Raw genomic sequence first — 16,521 nt, forward strand, 5'->3', positions numbered from 1 at the left:
GCAGGCGGGCCGGTGCTGGCGCGCGTGCATCACACGGTTGTGCGAGCACCAATTGTCGCGGATGAACCTTCGGAGTGCGTGACGGATGCGCCCGGCGAGTGGTGTCGCCCGATCGGCACCATGAGCGGTCGGCCGGAGACGGGGTCGTCGACGATGAGGCTCTCGAGTCCGAACACGGCGCGCACGGTGTCGACCGTGAGCACGTCACCGGGCTGACCGGCAGCGTGGAGTCCGCCGTCGGCGAGCGCGATGAGGTGGTCGGCGTAGCGGGCTGCCAGGTTGAGGTCGTGCAGCACCATGACGATCGTGGTGCCACGCGAGCGGTTCAGGTCGGTGAGGAGGTCCAGCACTTCGACTTGGTGGCTCACGTCGAGGAAGGTCGTCGGCTCGTCGAGCAGCAGGAGGTCGGTCTGCTGGGCGAGCGCCATGGCGATCCACACGCGCTGACGCTGCCCGCCGGAGAGCTCGTCGACGTGCCGGTCGGCGAGCGCCGTCGTCTCGGTCGCCTCGAGGGCGGCGGCGACGGCGAGGTCGTCGTCGTGGCTCCACCTGGAGAGGAGGTTCTGGTGCGGGTGGCGGCCGCGGCCCACGAGGTCGGCGACCGTGATGCCCTCTGGGGCGATCGGCGACTGCGGGAGGAGTCCGAGTATCCGCGCCAGCTGCTTCGCCGGCGTCTTGTGCACTTCCTTGCCGTCGAGGAGCACGTGCCCGCCTCGCGGCGAGAGGAGCCGCGACATGGAGCGCAGCAGCGTCGACTTCCCGCACGCGTTCGCGCCGACGATGGCGGTGACCTTGCCGGGCGGCACGAGCAGGTCGAGCTCGTCGATGACGACTCGGTCGCCGTAGCCGAGGCTCAGCTTCTCGACGAGGAGGGTGTGGTCTGCGGTCATAGTGAGCCTCCCGCGCGGTTCGTGCGGATGATCAGGGAGATGAGGAACGGTGCGCCGAGCACACCGGTGACGACGCCGACGGGGTAGCGGGTGCCGAGGAGGAACTGGCCGACGAGGTCGGCGACGAGCACCAGCAGGGCGCCGACGAGCCCGGCGGGGATGAGGAGCGACCCGCCCCCGCCGAAGAGGCGCGCGGCGATGGGGCCGGCGAGGAATGCGACGAACGCGATGGGTCCGGCGGCGGCGGTCGCGAAGGACAGCACGCCGACCGCTGTGACGATGACGACGAGTCTCGTCCGGTTGACGCGCACCCCCAGCGCGGCCGCCGTGTCGTCGCCGAGCTGCGTCGCGGCGAGGTTGCGGCTCTGCGCGAGGAGGATGGGCACGAGTACGACGATCGCTATGGCCACCGGCGTGATGGCGTTCCAGGATGCACCGTTGAGGCTGCCGTTGAGCCAGCGCAGCGCTTCCTGCAGGTCCCACTGCGCGGCCTGCGAGAGCACGTAGTTGGTGATGCTGTCGAGCATCGCCGCGATGCCGATGCCGATGAGGATGAGCCTCGTGCCGGTGACGCCGCCCTTGAACGACAGCACGTAGATGAGGATCGCGACGCCGAGCCCGACGAAGATCGCGAAGAACGAGACTTCGCTCGCGCCGAGGGACAGGGTGATGATGCCGAACGCGGCGGCTGCGCTGGCGCCGGAGGAGATGCCGATGATGTCCGGACTCGCGAGGGGGTTGCGCAGCATCGTCTGGAAGGTGACGCCGGCGAGGCCGAAGGAGAGGCCCGCGAGGATCGCGAGCACGGCGCGGGGGAGCCGGAGGCGTCCGATCGTGAAGGTCGCTCCCTGCACGTCCTGGCCCATGATGACGGCGCTGACCTGGTCGATGCCGTAGAAGGTCTGCCCGAACATGAGCGAGAACACGAAGACGACCGCGATGAGCGCGACGAGCACGAGCATGAGCAGGCGGCGGCGCGCGGAGCGTCGGCCGCGGCTGGCGGCGACGGCGCGTGCTGTCGCCTCGATCGCCGAGTCGGGTGAGGAGGGGGCCAGCGACTTCGGCGACGAGGCGGGGGAGCGACGGTCGGATGCGCGCGTTGCGGTCACAGGGCACGCACCTTCGAGCGGCGGACGATCCAGATGAAGATGGGGGCTCCGATGATGGCGGTGATGATGCCGACGTCGATCTCGGAGGGGCGGGTGAGGATGCGCCCCAGGACGTCTGCGCCCGTCAGCAGCGACGCGCCGACGACGGCCGAGAATGGCAGCACCCAGCGGTGGTCGACGCCGAACATGAGGCGGCAGGCGTGCGGCACGACGAGGCCGACGAACGCGATGGGGCCGGTGACGGCGGTCGCCGCGCCGCAGAGGATGACGGCGCCGAGGGCCGCGGCGCCGCGCGTGAGCGCGACCTTCTCGCCGAGGCCCGCCGCGAGGTCATCGCCGAGTGCGAGCGAGTTGAGCCCCTTCGCCGACAGGAGGCTGATGAGGAACCCGACGATCAGGAAGGGCAGCACCTGCGAGATGCTGTCCCAGGTTCCGCCGCCGACACCGCCGATCTGCCAGGATCTGGCGCTCTGGCTGATGTCGCCTCGGGGCAGGATGATGGCGGTCACGAAGGACGCGAGGGCTGCCGAGGTCGCCGCCCCGGCGAGTGCGAGCTTGAGCGGGGTCGCGCCGCCTCTGCCCAGGGAGCCGACCACGTAGACGAACACGGCCGCGACGGCGGCGCCGGTGATGGCGACCCAGATGAAGCTGGACGCCGACGTCAGGCCGAAGTAGGCGATGCCGGTGACGACGGCGAGGGATGCCCCCATGTTGACGCCCAGGATGCCCGGGTCTGCGAGCGGGTTGCGCGTCACGCCCTGCATGACGGCGCCGGAGACGCCGAGCGCGGCACCGACCGCGACGGCGAGGAAGGTTCGTGGGATGCGCTTCGCGACCGCGGCCTCGTCGAAGCCGTTGGTCGAGCCGCCGAGCGCGGCAACCGCATCCGCCCAGCTGACGTCGCGTGAGCCGATCATGACGGAGACGACGACCAGCGCTCCCAGTGAGGCGAGCGCGAGGATGAACCACAGCGCCCGCAGCCGCCGGGGGCGTCGCACGGTGGCGACACCCCCGGCGGCTGCGGGAGGAGCGGTGAGGGTCACTGGACCTTGTCGGCTGCCTGCGAGAGGAGTGCGACGTAGTCGTCGAGGATCCACGAGATGGAGAGCGGCGTCGGGTTCGCGGCCGTGCCGAGCGGTTCGGTGCCTGGCAGGTTGACGATCGAGCCGTTCGCGACGGCGGGGATCTGCGAGAGGACCGGGTCGCCCTGGAGGGTCTGGACGAGTTCCTCGCCACCGTAGGTGACGATGATCTCGACGTCGGCGAGCGTGTCGGTCTGCTCGGCGCTGATCGTCTGCGAGAACTGGTCGGTGCTCGCGGAGGCGTCGACGAGGCTCTGCGGGAAGGTCATGCCGAGGTCCTCGAAGAAGGCGCTCCGCGTGTCGTGCGTCGTGTAGAAGCTGACCTGGCTCAGGTCGGTCTCGTCGACGTGCGTCAGGAACATCGTCTTCTTGCCCTGGATGGACGGATACTTCGCGGCCGTGGCCTCGATCTCGCCCTCGAGCTCGGTGATGAGCGCTTCGCCTTCGGCCTCGAGGCCCATGCCCTGGCTGTTGAGGCGGATCATGTCGCGCCACGAGGTCGCCCAAGCTGTCTCCGGGTAGGCGACGACCGGCGCGATCTCGGAGAGCGTGTCGTAGTCCTCCTGCGTGAGGCCCGAGTATGCGGCGAGGATGACGTCGGGGTTCGTGTCGGCGACTGCCTCGAAGTCGACGCCGTCGGTCTCGTCGAAGAGAACTGGCGTCTCGCCGCCGAGTTCGTCGAGCTTCTCGCTCACCCAGGGGAGGATGCCGTCGCCGTTGTCGTCGCCGAAGTCTGCGCGGGCCATGCCGACGGGGACGACGCCGAGCGCGAGGGGGACTTCCTGGTTCGCCCAGTTGACGGTCGCGATGCGCTCCGGCTTCTCGGTGATCTCGGTCGTGCCGAGCGCGTGCTCGATGGTGATCGGCGTGAAGTCGCCACTCGCCGAGCCGGGCTCCGCACCGGTGTCGGCGGCCGGGGAGGTCGAGCAGGCGGCGAGGCCTGCGGTGAGCAACGCGGTCGCGGCGAGCGCGACGAGCTTGGAGGCGCGGGGCATGGTGTCCTTTCGGGGGCGGAGCTGAAGCATTTGCCGCGCGCCGATCGTCGCCGGCTGGCGGCGGAGAGGCGGGGCGGGGCGTCGAAGTCAGCGGCAGCCGGCCGGGCTCGAGATCGTGCCCTGTTAGGCGTGCCTTACCAAAGCTAAGGGACGCGCGCCTGGTTTGCAATCGAGGCGAACCGACACGATCCTTCGCGAAACGGACACGGGTGGAGCAGGTGCGGGAGCGCCGGGCTCACTGCGCGCGGAACCGCCCGGGGCTCGAACCGGTCACCCGCCTGAACGCCGTCCCGAAGGCGCTCGCCGAGCGGAAGCCGACGGCCGCCGCGACATCGTCGATGCGCTCGCCCTCGGTGAGCAGCACGATCGCGCGCTGGATGCGGGACGCGGCCACCCAGCGGCTGAAGCCGAGCCCCGTCTCCGCTTGGAACTGGCGCGTGATGGTGCGAGCGCTGACTCCGAGCCGCGCCGCCCACTCGTCGAGGGTGCCGGCAGCTCGCACGTCGGCGTCCACCGCCGCGATGATCGGTGCCAGCAGCTCCGAGGCGGGGACGTGCGTGAGCAGCTCGTGCGGAGACGGCGCGAGCACGTCGAGCACCATCGCCTCGGTCGTGGCCCGGGACGCGGCGTGGAGACCCGGCTCGACGAGACGGTCGAGGAGGAGGCGCAGGAGATCGGTCACGTCGACCGCCACGGGCTCGTCGGCGATCGGCACGGTGGTCTGCACGCTGAACATCGCGGTCCGGTACCAGGTGCCTGCTGGGGTCCACGCTGTGTGGCGCACACCGGCGGGAATCCAGAGGCCGACTGACGGTGTGATGGTCCAGGTGCGCGAGCCCACGGTCAGCGACGAGGTGCCCCGCGTGTTCCAGATGAGCTCGTGCGTCGGGTGGGAATGCTCCTCCCAGAACGTGTTGCGCTGGATCGACTCGTCCATGCCGTCGATGACGTATGGCACGTCGACGGAGCCCGCCTCGTAGAGGGGCAGGCTCCGCCGGTCGACGTCCGGCACATCGAGGGTGCTCACGGGGCAAGCCTACGGAGTCTGGCGTCCGCGGCTCAGCTGCGGTCGGTGCCGAGCCAGTCCGCCGGGGTCGGCACCCAGCCGTAGGCCTCGCGCGCGTAACGACCGGTTGCCACCTGATCCTGCAGGAGCGCCCCCGCGAGGTCGGACCCGAGTCGTGCGCGGGTCTCGTCGCCCGTCTCCTCGACGAGCTCCGGCATCTCCTCGATGCCCCGGTATGCCGACGCTGCGATCTCCCGCACCGTCGGGTTCTCGCCGCCGGCGGCGATGACGTAGCCGACGGCCGCGCCCTTCTCGAGGACCCGCACGTAGAGGTCGGCGAGGTCGTCGACGTGCACGAGTGTCCAGCGCTGCGTGCCGTCGCCGACCAGCGGGATCGGTGCGGGGCCGTCACCGGCGAGGAGTTGGGTGAGGCCGCCCCGCCCGCCGTACACGACCGCTGGCGCCACGATGGCCGTGTTCACGTTGCTGTTGATGACCTGGCGGTCGATCGCGACCCGCCAGGACACGATCTCGGGCGGGTTCGGCTCAGACTCCTCCGTGATGGCGGGGTTGTCGCCGAAGAGCCAGATGCCGCTTGTATGGACGAACTGCGTGGGGGAGTGCACGAGCTCGTTGAGCACGACAGGCACGAAGACCGGGTCCACCTCGGGTCCGGAGGCGGTGTGGATGACACCCTCGGCCTGGCGGAGCAGCGGGGCGAGCGCTGCGCGGTCGCTCAGGTCGACGACCACGGCCTTCGCGCCGGCCTCGCGGACGGTGGCCGCCTTCTCCTCGTTGCGAACGGCCGCCGTCACGACGTGGCCGTTGGCAAGGAGTGCCCGCAGGATTGCGGAGCCGATGTAGCCGGTTGCCCCGGTCAGAAACACCTTCATGTGGTCGCCTTCCGTTGTGTCGCGGTGGGCTGTCGCCCTTGACACAGCAGTGCAACCGCGGCGGGGCTGGCAGCATTCCGACGGCGCCGCACCCCGCCGGGCGCTCAGCTCTCTCCTGGCCCTGCCTTCCGCGCCCGGGTTCCGTGCTCGACGGGTGCAGTGTCCGGCTCGTAGGAGTGCTCGTCGAGGGACCCGCCGGACTTCAGCACACGGAGCTCCTCGGTCTGGACGCGCATCGCCGGGGCCGCGGCAAGGTTCGACGGCGTGCTCGGTGTGCCTGGCAGCCACACGTTGAAGAAGAGGTTGAGGACGACGGCGACGATAGCCGCTGAGCTGATGCCGGAGTCGAAGATCGTCACGAACCAGTCAGGGAAGGCGTGCCAGAACTGTGGGGAGACGACCGGGATGAGGCCGAAGGCGAGCGACGAGGCGACGATGATCATGTTGTTGTTGCCGGTGTAGTCGACCTTGGAGAGGGTGCGCACGCCACTCGCTGCGACGCTGCCGAAGAGCACGATGCCGGCGCCTCCCAGCACGGGGCTCGGGATGACGCTGAAGACGGCCGCGGCCATCGGGGAGAGGCCGAGGATCACGAGGAGGCCGCCGCCGGCTGCGACGGCGAAGCGGCTCTTGATGCCGGTGAGGGCGACGAGCCCGACGTTCTGGGCGAAGGCGGTCGCGGGGAAGGAGTTGAAGACGGGCGCGATGAGCGAGGACACCATGTCGGCTCGGAGTCCGTCGCCGACTCGGCGGGAGTTGACCTTGGTGCCGACGACCTCGCCGACGGCGAGCACGTCGGCCGTGGTCTCGACCATGATGACGAGGATCACGATGGTCATGGAGACGATGGCGCCGATCTCGAAGATGGGCATGCCGAACGCGAATGGCTGCGGGAAGGCGAAGACGGATGCTGACCCGACGGCGTCGAAGTCGGCCTGCCCCATGAGGAGCGCGAAGACCGTTCCGATGGCGAGCCCGAGGAGGACAGCGAGACGGGAGAGCGCCCTGATCTTGCTCAGGACGAGGACCACCGCGAAGGTGAAGAGCGCCAGGCCGATCTTGTCAGCGGAGGCGAAGCCCTCTGCGGTCGGGTCGGAGCCGGTCACCCACCTCCCGGCGACAGGCATGAGGGAGAGGCCGATGACCGTGATGATGGACCCGGTCACGACGGAGGGGAAGAATCGCACGATCCTGGCGAAGAACGGCGCGATGATGAGGCCGATGGCGCTGGCGACGATGACCGCGCCGAAGACGGTCTGCAGACCGGCCTCGCCGTTGTTGCCGATGATGGAGAGCATGGTCGAGACAGCGGCGAACGAGATGCCCTGGACGAGTGGCAGCTTCGAGCCGAAGTAGGGCACGCCGATGGTCTGGAGAATGGTCGCGGCGCCGCTGACGAAGAGCGCGCAGGCGACGAGGAGGGCCTTCTGGCCCACGTCGAGGCCGGCCGCCCCGCCCACGATGAGCGGTACCGCGATGACGCCGCCGAACATGGCGAGGATGTGCTGGACGCCGTAGCCGATGGTCCTGCCTGGGCTGAGGTGCTCGTCTTCCGGGCGGATGTCGCCTGCCGATGGTCCGGTCGCGGTTGATGGCGCGGCCGATTCCGCTTGTGCTGCTGACGCTGCGGGAGTGCTGGGTTGTGGAGACATGAGGTGACCTCTCTTGGGTCTACGATCCGGAGACGTCGATCGGGGTCGACGAACAGCGCCACCGGGCGGAGCGGGTGGTGCGGTGCGCTGCCGTGGGCGCTAGGGGGTGTCTGACACGACCTAGATGAACGAGGGCGTGTCGGTCCACGCTTCGGGCGCCGGTGCGACGCCGTCTCGGATGACGGTTCCTTCGATGAGGCCGTACGGGCGGTCCGCGGCGAAGAAGACCTCACCGGGGTTGTCGAGCTCGAACGGCGAGAGGTCGACGAGGAAGTGGTGCTTGTTCGGCATCGCGAAGCGCACCTCGGCGACCTCGGGGAACTGCTCGATCGCGGCCTTGCCCATCTGCCAGAGGGACTGCTGCAGTGCCAGGGAGTGCACGGTGGCGAAGGTCGAGAGGAGCGCGGCGGAGATCCCCTCGTAGAGGGCGTTGTAGTCGGGCTCCGCCTCGACGGCCTCTGGGGTGTAGCGCCAGCGGGCGGTGACCGAGGTCGCGAGGATCCTGTCGGTCGTCTCACCGAGCGTCGTGTACTTGTCGCGCGGGAAGCCGTGGAACTCGCTGCCCGTCGACTTGAGCACCGTCAGGTCCTTGAGGCCCGCCGTGACGTGGGTCGCGCCGCCGATCTTCTGCACCGTCGCGAGCCTCGTCGCCTGGCCCTTTCGGACGAAGGCGTGGTCGTGCTCGTCGCCGTCCACGACGATCCGCTCCCAGGCGAACTGCTCCGCCTGCCAGAGGCCGCCCTCGATCCACTCGAACGCGTCGACGAAGTGCGCGCCGAGCTTCAGCAGGAAGCTCTCCGGCGAGCCGACGCCGTGCTCGCGCGCGAACGCGTACACGGTGTTCTTCTGCGTGTCGGTCGCCACGACCAGCGAGTTGTCTCCCTCGAGGTAGGAGCCCACGAGCGCTGCGCCCCGGAGCTGGCTCGTGATGTTGAGGTCCTCGATCTCGTGGCGTTCCGTGTCTCGGGTGACCTTGACGAGGCGGTTCTCCGCCTTGCCGTACTTGTTGGCGCCAAGGCTCACGGTGACATCGGTCATGGTCAGGTCCCCCTGTAGGTGGAGTACGCGAACGGGCTGAGCAGGAGTGGCACGTGGAAGTGCGGTGGGGTCTCGTCGCCGGACCCCGAGTCGGCGCCGGTGATCTCGATCGCGACGGTGATGTACGGGTAGAACGTGTCCACTCCGCGCGCCGCGAAGTAGACGCCGGTTTCGAAGACGAGCTCGTAGGTTCCGGCGGGTAGGAGGGCCGGGCCAAGGTCGGAGACGCGACCGTCCGCATCCGTCACGGCCTGCCCCAGCTCTTGGCCTCCGAGGGCTCGGAGGTGGATGCGGACGCCCTCGGCGGCACGTCCGACGGAGCTGTCGAGCACGTGGCTCGTGATCTGGCTGGTCACTCTGTCACCGATTCGTCGAGCCGCAGGAGGGTGATGTCGCGCAGCTCGGACGCGACGACGGCGAGCTCGGTCGCATCGTCGTTGCCGAGGCGCTCTTCGAGCTGCGCGAGGATCTCGGCTGGCGTGCGGCCTGCGGCTCGGACGAGGAAGATGCGGTCGAAGCGAGCCTCGTAGCGTCGGTTGCCCTCCGCGATGCGGGCGAGCACATCCGCCTCCGCCCCCTGCACTGCTCCCTGCTCGCGCGCCGAGTGCTCGGCGCCTGGCTCGGATCCGTCAGGGCGCTCGCCGATGCGCGGGTGGCCGGCCAGGGCGAGCTCCACCTCCTCGTCGTCCCAGGCGGCGGCGGCCTCGGCGGCACGCTCCCGAAGCTCGCTCTTCGAGGCGAACGGGCGAGAGCTGGCGAGCGCGGCCGTGAAGCTGGGGATCGCGACGAGCGTCGCTGCGAAGTCGATGGCGCTGGCTTCGCCGAGCCGGTTGTATTCGCTGATGAGCAAAGCTGGTTTCCCTCCGTGGTGGCTAGCCGTAAAGCTATCCCTTCACGCCCGGCGGGAGATTTCAGCGAGGTAAAAGCGAGATTTCGGTGCGTTTCGGGAACGGAGGCGGCGGCAGGCGCGACAGCGGAAGCCGCTCGCGGCGACGACGCGACGACGCGGCGAACCGGCTAGCCGTGGGAGGCGCGCGCCTCCGAGAACAGCGGATCGCTGGGATCGGACTGCGGCGCGCGAGCGATGACCCAGTTCGCGACGCACGGCTGCGAGCTGCGGTTGCTCACGCGGTGCGGGGTCTCCGATGAGTACGTGATCGAGTCACCCGGGCGCAGCGTCACGGTGTCACCGTGCACCTCGACCGTCAGCTCCCCGGAGATCACGACCCCTGACTCGACCCCCGCGTGGGTGGCGAACGAGGCGGAGTCGCCGGCGCTCGCGGACGTCATGGGAGGGAAGGTCGACTCGAAGTGGTCGATGCCCGAGGTGCGCGAGCCGGACAGTCGCCGGTAGACGACGCCGCTCTCCAGCGTCACCGCTGCGATCTCGCCCCTGCGGAGCAGGCTGTAGCTGCCGAAGCTCGAGCGCTCCGCGTAGGAGCTCGTGCCTCCAGCGAAGACGTCGGTGATGGATGCGCCGAGCTCACCGACGATCGCGATGAGCCGGTTGACGCTCGGGCGCATGACGCCCCGCTCGATCTGCGATACGGCACTCGCGGAGATGTCGAGTCGTCGAGCCAGCTCCCTCAGCGAGAGCCCGGCCTCCTCGCGGAGCGCTCGCAGTCGCGCGCCGAGCTCGGCGGCGTCTCCCGACTGCTCCGTGAGCGTTGTGACGGCCGCCAGCTCGGCGGCCGACGTCTGGGTGAGCGTCTCTGGTTCTGGCACTCTGCACGCGCCTCTCGACTCTGGGAATCCACAGAGCGTAGCAAGCCCGAGCTTCACACCCCTGGGACCGGAGGCCGTGGCGACAGGTGTCCTGGCGCCACGGCCCCCCGGTGACTCGCAGCTAGGACGTCGTCGGGCCGAGGTCGGGGTCGGTGGCCTGCGCTGAGGGTGCCGGTGCAGCGACATCGCTCCTCGGGACGCCGTCGGCGCCAACGGGGCTCTCGTCCGCGTCGGAAGCCGAGCCAGGCTCCCGCCGGTCGACACCAACCGTGACCTGCGTGACGAGCGCTGCGATGGCGCCAACAGCCACCAGGACGGGGGCGAGCGCAGCCGCCACGACGGTGACCGCGAGGCCCGCCGTCAGCGGGATCTCGAGGAGGGTCGTGCCGTCGTCGTTCTTGATGAACACCCGACGCACGTTGCCCTCGTGGATGAGCTCCTTGACCTTGCCGAGCAGGTTCTCGCCGGAGACCTTGAACTCCTCGTAGCCGTTCTTCTTCTCAGTCATGTTCTGCGTCCTTCTTTCGAGTGGTGTGGGACTAGCGGATGGTTTGGGACCGACGGATGGTGCGGGACCCGCGGGTTGCGGGGTCCGCTGGCCGGTCCGCTGGGCGGGTGAGAGACGCTGGTCAACGTGGCGCGTCGATGCCGTGCTCTTCCTGTGGGGCGGCCATCTTCGAGTAGTCGGGCAGCTCCTGGATCGACCAGGTGTTGCCGTCAGGATCGGCGAAGTACACGAAGCGGCCCCAGGGCTGGTCGTCGATGTCGCTCACCTCGACACCGCGTCCGCTGAGGTCGGCGTGCGCCTCCTCGATGGAGGTGACAACGCACTGGAGAGCTCGCAGCGAACCGGCCTGCATCTCGCTGATGCCGTTGCCGAAGGCGATGGAGCAGGCGGAACCCGGAGGAGTGACCTGCACGAAACGGATCTCGTCGCTCACGACCTGGTCGTGGTCGACCGGCCACCCCAGTGTGTCGCCATAGAAGGCTCGCGAGCGGTCGACGTCGGCGACCGGAAGGCCGACGAGCTCGATGCGGTACTCGACCATGATGTTCCCCTTGGTGTTCGTCAGCGTGCGTCGCTCGACTTCCCTGCGACCCGAGCGTGCGGGCAATGTAGCACCGGCCTCCGACAGTTCGGAGAGACACGTCGCTCGCAGCGGCTTCGGCGTCAGCGAACCTCCCGCCAGGCCGCGAGGGCGGCTTCCCGGCCTTCCTTGAGTCCGACGATCGGTGCCGGATAGTCCTCGGTCCCGGCCTCCGGCACCCAGCGCTGCACGTACGCCCCGTGCGGGTCGAAGCGTTCGGCCTGTCGCTCCGGGTTGAAGACGCGGAAGTAAGGGGCGGCATCCACTCCAGAACCGGCGACCCACTGCCAGTTGAACGGGTTCGAAGCCTGGTCGGCGTCGACGAGCGTGTCCCAGAACCACTCCTCCCCTCGACGCCAGTCCGTCAGCAGGTGCTTGGTGAGGAACGAGGCGGTGACCATGCGGATGCGGTTGTGCATGCTGCCGGTGCGCCACAGTTCCCGCATCCCCGCATCCACGATGGGAATGCCGGTGCTGCCCCGCTGCCACGCCTCGAGGGCGTCGCGGTCGAGTTCAGGCCACGGGAAGTCCTCGTAGGACGCGCGCCACGGACGCGTGTGCAGCTCGGGGAAGCTGTACAGGGTGTGCCAGGCGAACTCGCGCCAGAGGAGCTCGCGCCGGAAGGTCGCCGCGCCTTCCCCGGTCAGCCCGTCGAGTGCATGCCAGGCTTGCGCGGAAGAGATCTCGCCCCAGCGGAGGTGCGGGCTCAGCCGGCTCGTTCCCACGAGGTCCGGCCGGTCTCGGTCCGCCTTGTAGTCGTCGACGACTCCGTCGAGGAACTCCTCGAGCCGGTCGTGGGCGCCCTGCTCACCCGGCGTCCACTCCTCGCGCAGTCCCTCGGCCCAGTCGGGCCTAGTCGGCAGCAGCTGCCACGAGTCGAGCGCCTCGGAGTCGAGGGAGGTCGCCCTCGAACCGTGGGGGAGCGCCTCCGGTGCTGGCAGGGGCAACCGCGGGGGCTCGTGGGCGAAGCGGCTCTGGCAGGCGTTGGCGAACGGCGTGTACACCCGGTACGCCTCGCCCTGCCCTGTCTGGATCTGCCACGGCTCCGTGAGGAGCGAGCCGGGGAGGCTGTGGGCCTCGGCACCCCCATCGATGAGGCCCTGCTTGATGCGTGCGTCGATGTCGCGCTCGGCCCCGCCGTAGCGGCGGTTCCAGACGATGAGGCCCGCGCCTGCCTGTTCGGCGACGCTCGGCACGACCTCCTCGGCGCGCCCGCGGCGCAGCACCAGTGACCCACCGATGTCTTCGAGGCTCTCGCGCAGGGCATCGAGGCTGTGGTGCAGCCACCACTTGGCTGCGCCTCCGAGCGCGCGCACACCGGGGGACTCCTCATCGAGCACGTACAGCGCGATGACGGGCCCGCCGCGTTCCAGGGCAATGTGCAGAGCCGGGTGGTCGTTGAGGCGCAGGTCGTCACGGAACCAGACGAGCGTTGGGGAGGCCATGCGGTCAGGCTATTGCTCGAACCTCGGTCGGAGGCTGGACGCGAGGCGCGGCAGTGTCATCCCAGAGGACCATGCGGGCGAGACCAGGGGCGGACGCGGCGTGCGCGCTGCCATCCGTAGCGTCGTCGACATGAACACCACATCCTCCCTTGTCGCGAGCGTCGTCGACGTTCGAAAGATCTACGGCACCCACGGCAGCGTCGCGGCCCTCGATGGCGTCAGCCTCGGCATCCGAAGCGGCGAGTTCACGGCGATCATGGGCCCGAGCGGCTCCGGCAAATCGACGCTCATGCACGTCATGGCGGGGCTCGACGGCGCCACCTCCGGCCGCGTGTTCCTCGGCGACACCGAGATCACCGGCATGAACGACGCCGAGCTGACCGTGCTCCGGCGCCGAGCGGTCGGCTTCATCTTCCAGGCCTTCAACCTCGTGCCCACGCTGGACGTGCGCGGCAACATCATGCTGCCGTTCGACCTCGACGGCCGGTCCGTCTCCCGCGACGAGGAGCAGTGGATCACGCACCTCATCCAGACCCTCGGCCTGGCGCAGCGACTCGCGCACCGCCCCTACGAGCTCTCCGGTGGGCAGCAGCAGCGAGTTGCCATCGCGCGAGCCCTCGCGACGCGGCCCAAGCTGATCTTCGCCGACGAGCCAACGGGAAACCTCGACTCCAAGACGGGCCGAGAGGTGCTGTCGCTGCTCTCCACGGCGAGCAGCCAGTACGGTCAGTCGATCGCGATGGTGACGCACGACCCGATCGCCGCCAGCCACGCCGATCGTGTCGTGTTCCTCGCAGACGGAAAGGTCGTCGCCGACCGGCCCCGCACGAGCGCCGCCGAGATCTCCAACCTCATGCTCTCGATGGAGACGGCAGCATGAGCGCCGCCGGAACCGCGACCGCCGCGAGCAGTGCGGGGACCCGGAGCGCCGGCAAGCCACGGCGTGCACCGGAGTCCCAGCAGAACAGCGGAGGGGCGGCAGTCGTGCTGGTGTCCGCGCTGTCGGCCGCCTTCGGCACGGTGCTCATCATGATCGTCGCCGACCTCGCCGCCTACTTCGACGCCATGGGCCTCAGCGAGATCGGCCAGCTCGCCACGGTGCTCGGCACCGTCGCGGCCCTGTTCTTCACGATCGCCCTCTTCGTGGGCGCCGTGGTCACCTCCAACTCGGTCGCGACCGTCATCGCCGGGCGCACGAAGGAGATCGCGCTGCTGCGCCTCATCGGCGCATCGGGGAAGTCGCTCCGATCCCGGACCGTCCGCGAAGGTCTCGTGCAGGGAGCATCGGGGGCGCTCGCGGGGGCCGTCCTCGGCATCGGGCTGACCGCCCTCGGCGCACAGCTCGCGATCATGAACGGCGCACTCGAGCCGTTCACCTTCCCCATCGTGCATCCCGCGGTGCTCGCCCCCGTCATCGCCGTCACCGCGGCGACGATCATCGCGTCCTGGGTGGGTTCCCGCCGAGTCCTGTCGGTGTCCCCGATCGCGGCGACCTCATCCACGGCTGAGCCGACCATGCAGGAGCTGCGCGCCGGGCGCGGGCGGAGCGTCACGGCCGTCATCCTCATCGTCCTGGGCGTCGCGATGCTCGTCGGCGGTGTCTTCCTGGGCCTTTCCAGCCCGACCGGTGTGCTCGTGAGCGTCGGCGGCGGCATGCTGTCGTTCGTCGGTGTCGTCATCGGCTCGCCGGTCATCCTCCCGCCCCTCATGAGCCTCGCCGGGAAGGCGCTGGGGCGCGGCCCGGTGCCGCGGCTCGCGGCCGCGAACGCCGTGCGCAACCCGTCGCGGAGCAGCAGGGCGGTCATCGGCCTCGTCATCGGCATCACGCTCGTCACGATGTTCGCCGTCGCCACTGAGACGTTCCGCACCATCACCCTCGAGTTCGGAGAGATGGAGCCCGAGATGTACGCCGCGTTCGAGCAGGTCATCGACGTCACGACCGCCATCATGAGCGTGCTCCTGGGCTTCTCGGTGCTCCTCGCCGCGGTCGGCATGGTCAACACCCTGTCGCTGAGCGTCATGCAGCGCAGGCGCGAGCTCGGCCTGCTGCGGGCGCTCGGGTTCACGGCGGGGCAGGTGCGGCGGATGATCGTGACCGAGGCCGTCGCCATGATCGCCTCGTCGGCGATCTTCGGCCTGCTGCTCGGCGTCTTCTACGGGTGGGTGGGCGCGCAGGCCACCTTCGGGTCCCTGGTGGGGCGCATCATGATGCCGAGCATCCCGTGGGTCACCGTCGCGGGTGTGCTGCTGGTGACGCTGCTCATCACCGTCGCGGCGTCGCTGCTGCCCGCGCGGCGGGCGACGCGCGTCTCCCCGGTCGCCGCCCTCGCCGTCGACTGAGGGCCTCGGCTCCCGCGCATCCGCCCACGTTCTGCCGCGCTCCCGCGCCGCACCCACGCCCGCGCACCCGCCCACGTTCTGCCGCGCTCCCGCGCCGCACCCACCTCGCAAGAGTTGTGGCCCGTTGCCGTTCCCGGACTCGGGAACAGCAACGGGCCACAACTCTTCGCGCCGTCAGCGGCGTCTGGTGGCCCGTGCGGCCTCGCGCGGGCGGCGCTGGCTACGGCAGCGTGTGGCCGGCCGCCGTGAAGATGCGGTAGTACTCCTCGCGCGTGAGGTGCACGTCGGAGCCAGCCGCCGACTCTGCGACGCGCGATGGGGTCGTCGTGCCGAGCACCACCTGGATGTTCGCGGGGTGTCGGGTGATCCAGGCCGTCGCGATTCCCGTCGGCGTGACGCCGTACTTCGCTGCGAGCGCATCCAGGACGTCGTTGAGGTCGGCGAAGTCCTCGCGGTCGCCGATGAAGACGCCGTCGAAGAACGCCTTCTGGAACGGCGACCAGGCCTGCAGCGTGATGCCGTTCAGGCGCGCGTAGTCGAGCATGCCGTTGTCTCGGTCGATGGACTGGTCGAGGCCCACCATGCTGGCGGCGATACCCGACGCGATGATGGGGGCGTGCGTGACGCTGAGCTGCACCTGGTTGATGATGAGCGGCTGCGCGACGACCGACTTGAGCAGGTCGACCTGCCCGGGCGTGTGGTTGGAGACGCCGAAGTGGCGGACCTTGCCGCGGTTGTGGAGCTCGCTGAAGGCCGTCGCGACCTCGTCGGGTTCGACGAGCGTGTCGGGGCGGTGGAGGAGGAGCACGTCGAGGTACTCCGTGCCGAGGGCCTCCAGCGATTCGTCGACGGTGCGCATGATGTGCTCGGCCGAGAAGTCGAAGTAGCCCTCGCGGATGCCGACCTTCGACTGGATGAGCACGTTCTCGCGTTCGGCGGGGGAGAAGTGGATGGCCTCGCCGAAGCGTCGCTCGCAGGCGTGGCGTTCGCCGCCGTAGATGTCGGCGTGGTCGATGACGTTGACGCCGGCGTCGAGGGCCGTGCCGACCAGGGTGCGCAGCTGCTCGTCGTCGAGGTCCATGATGCGCATCTGGCCGAGAACGATGCTGGACGCGCGCACGTCGGTCTGCGGGAGTGTGAAGGTCTTCATGGGGGCATCATCTCAACACCGCTGTCGAGGAACCTGGCTGCATCGAGGACCCCGGGCGTCGCGGAGCGTCACAGTCGTTCCCCTGCTCGCCGCGCACGCCTAGCCTTT

Annotated in this window: 17 protein-coding genes; 2 read left to right on the forward strand and 15 right to left on the reverse strand. The window is 69.6% G+C overall.

Annotated elements, in window-relative coordinates; all coding sequences use genetic code 11:
* Positions 1 to 29: 29 nt before the first annotated feature.
* The 14 genes from C5C17_RS07185 to C5C17_RS07250 form a co-directional block, all read right to left on the reverse strand.
* On the reverse strand, positions 30 to 890 hold the full coding sequence (locus C5C17_RS07185) for an ABC transporter ATP-binding protein (RefSeq protein WP_104252692.1): 861 nt from the start codon (positions 888 to 890) through the stop codon (positions 30 to 32).
* A complete protein-coding gene (locus tag C5C17_RS07190) occupies positions 887 to 1,945 on the reverse strand; it encodes a FecCD family ABC transporter permease (RefSeq protein ID WP_374953904.1) in 1,059 nt (352 codons plus the stop codon). Before C5C17_RS07190 ends, C5C17_RS07185 begins: the two co-directional genes overlap by 4 nt.
* 50 nt (positions 1,946 to 1,995) lie before the next feature.
* Positions 1,996 to 3,042, reverse strand: a complete 1,047-nt coding sequence (locus C5C17_RS07195) for an iron ABC transporter permease (RefSeq protein ID WP_104252693.1) — start codon at positions 3,040 to 3,042, stop codon at positions 1,996 to 1,998.
* A complete protein-coding gene (locus tag C5C17_RS07200; protein WP_104252955.1) occupies positions 3,039 to 4,076 on the reverse strand; it encodes an iron-siderophore ABC transporter substrate-binding protein in 1,038 nt (345 codons plus the stop codon). The genes C5C17_RS07195 and C5C17_RS07200 overlap by 4 nt, the downstream gene beginning before the upstream one ends.
* Positions 4,077 to 4,311: 235 nt before the next feature.
* Positions 4,312 to 5,103 (reverse strand): AraC family transcriptional regulator, encoded by a 792-nt coding sequence (locus tag C5C17_RS07205; RefSeq protein WP_258066050.1) that lies wholly within the window; start codon positions 5,101 to 5,103, stop codon positions 4,312 to 4,314.
* Positions 5,104 to 5,135: 32 nt separating this feature from the next.
* On the reverse strand, positions 5,136 to 5,975 hold the full coding sequence (locus C5C17_RS07210) for an NAD-dependent epimerase/dehydratase family protein (RefSeq protein WP_104252694.1): 840 nt from the start codon (positions 5,973 to 5,975) through the stop codon (positions 5,136 to 5,138).
* 104 nt (positions 5,976 to 6,079) lie between these two features.
* Positions 6,080 to 7,627 (reverse strand): nucleobase:cation symporter-2 family protein, encoded by a 1,548-nt coding sequence (locus C5C17_RS07215; RefSeq protein WP_104252695.1) that lies wholly within the window; start codon positions 7,625 to 7,627, stop codon positions 6,080 to 6,082.
* 120 nt (positions 7,628 to 7,747) lie between these two features.
* Positions 7,748 to 8,665 carry a factor-independent urate hydroxylase gene (pucL, locus tag C5C17_RS07220; protein WP_104252696.1) on the reverse strand — a complete coding sequence of 306 codons (918 nt, stop codon included), beginning with the start codon at positions 8,663 to 8,665 and terminating at the stop codon, positions 7,748 to 7,750.
* 2 nt (positions 8,666 to 8,667) lie between these two features.
* The gene (uraH, locus tag C5C17_RS07225; RefSeq protein ID WP_104252697.1) at positions 8,668 to 9,021 is read right to left on the reverse strand and encodes a hydroxyisourate hydrolase; all 354 of its coding nucleotides are present in this window, start codon (positions 9,019 to 9,021) and stop codon (positions 8,668 to 8,670) included.
* The gene (uraD, locus tag C5C17_RS07230; protein ID WP_104252698.1) at positions 9,018 to 9,515 is read right to left on the reverse strand and encodes a 2-oxo-4-hydroxy-4-carboxy-5-ureidoimidazoline decarboxylase; all 498 of its coding nucleotides are present in this window, start codon (positions 9,513 to 9,515) and stop codon (positions 9,018 to 9,020) included. Before uraD ends, uraH begins: the two co-directional genes overlap by 4 nt.
* Before the next feature lie 167 nt (positions 9,516 to 9,682).
* The gene (locus C5C17_RS07235) at positions 9,683 to 10,390 is read right to left on the reverse strand and encodes a helix-turn-helix domain-containing protein (RefSeq protein ID WP_219820485.1); all 708 of its coding nucleotides are present in this window, start codon (positions 10,388 to 10,390) and stop codon (positions 9,683 to 9,685) included.
* Between the two features lie 121 nt (positions 10,391 to 10,511).
* Positions 10,512 to 10,898 (reverse strand): DUF4342 domain-containing protein, encoded by a 387-nt coding sequence (locus C5C17_RS07240; protein WP_104252700.1) that lies wholly within the window; start codon positions 10,896 to 10,898, stop codon positions 10,512 to 10,514.
* Positions 10,899 to 11,019: 121 nt separating this feature from the next.
* Complete coding sequence (locus C5C17_RS07245) at positions 11,020 to 11,439, reverse strand: VOC family protein (protein WP_104252957.1); 420 nt, start codon at positions 11,437 to 11,439, stop codon at positions 11,020 to 11,022.
* Positions 11,440 to 11,561: 122 nt separating this feature from the next.
* Positions 11,562 to 12,923, reverse strand: a complete 1,362-nt coding sequence (locus tag C5C17_RS07250; protein WP_104252701.1) for a deoxyribodipyrimidine photo-lyase — start codon at positions 12,921 to 12,923, stop codon at positions 11,562 to 11,564.
* 130 nt (positions 12,924 to 13,053) lie between these two features.
* Between C5C17_RS07250 and C5C17_RS07255 the strand changes: the two genes are divergently transcribed.
* Positions 13,054 to 13,803, forward strand: coding sequence for an ABC transporter ATP-binding protein (locus C5C17_RS07255; RefSeq protein WP_104252958.1), 750 nt, complete (start codon positions 13,054 to 13,056; stop codon positions 13,801 to 13,803).
* Positions 13,800 to 15,263 (forward strand): FtsX-like permease family protein, encoded by a 1,464-nt coding sequence (locus C5C17_RS07260; RefSeq protein ID WP_258066051.1) that lies wholly within the window; start codon positions 13,800 to 13,802, stop codon positions 15,261 to 15,263. The genes C5C17_RS07255 and C5C17_RS07260 overlap by 4 nt, the downstream gene beginning before the upstream one ends.
* Before the next feature lie 220 nt (positions 15,264 to 15,483).
* Here the strand turns inward: C5C17_RS07260 and C5C17_RS07265 are convergent, their stop codons facing one another.
* The gene (locus tag C5C17_RS07265; RefSeq protein ID WP_104252702.1) at positions 15,484 to 16,413 is read right to left on the reverse strand and encodes an aldo/keto reductase family oxidoreductase; all 930 of its coding nucleotides are present in this window, start codon (positions 16,411 to 16,413) and stop codon (positions 15,484 to 15,486) included.
* Between the last annotated feature and the right edge of the window lie 108 nt (positions 16,414 to 16,521).

The organism is Pseudoclavibacter sp. RFBA6, assembly GCF_002931575.1.
Classification (GTDB): Bacteria; Actinomycetota; Actinomycetes; order Actinomycetales; family Microbacteriaceae; genus Pseudoclavibacter; species Pseudoclavibacter terrae.